The sequence below is a fragment of the Polaribacter sargassicola genome, assembly GCF_021991835.1.
In the GTDB taxonomy this organism is placed as follows: Bacteria; Bacteroidota; Bacteroidia; order Flavobacteriales; family Flavobacteriaceae; genus Polaribacter; species Polaribacter sargassicola.
In genome coordinates this window covers 1-543 of sequence record NZ_JAHDAU010000028.1, presented here as the reverse complement: position 1 = coordinate 543, position 543 = coordinate 1, and the positions used below count along the sequence as shown (strand labels likewise).

The window sequence follows — 543 nt, the reverse complement described above, 5'->3', positions numbered from 1 at the left end:
GTGCTGATCGCGGAGGGAGCGGATGCCGCGGCCACCGGCGCGCTGATCGCCGCGATCAGCACAGGCGTCGTCGTGGCGAGCGGTGCGATCGCGTCGACTGCCGGTCGCGAACTCGACGTCCGCGCGCTGGGCGCGGTGCACGGCGGCGACGGGGTGGTGCTGGTCTCGGCACCGGCCTCCCTCGCAGCCGCGCTCCTGCGCCGGGCATCCGAGGCATCCGGCGTCGGGCTCGCCGTGGGGCCGGATGTCGTGACGGTCGCCGAGCTGCTGGCATCCGTCCGTCCGACCCGCCTGCTCGCGGCGCGACTGCGCGCGGGGGAGGTGCGCCGGGTCGACGACCGCCCGCTCACCCGGCTGGTCACCGAACTCGGCGACGACCACCGCCTGCAGGAGCACAGCGAGCGCATGCTGGCCCCGCTCATCCGCTACGACGAGCAGCACGACGGCGACCTGGTGCGGGTGCTGCGCGCGGTCGTCTCGCATCCCGGCAGCCGCACTGCCGCGGCATCCGCCTCGCACCTGTCGCGGTCGGTGTTCTACCAG

1 protein-coding gene is annotated in these 543 nt (G+C 75.1%); it reads left to right on the top strand.

Annotated features, from left to right (window positions below; translation table 11 throughout):
• Positions 1–543: hypothetical protein (locus KI686_RS17340; protein WP_237590270.1), on the top strand; the 543-nt coding region annotated here is incomplete at both ends.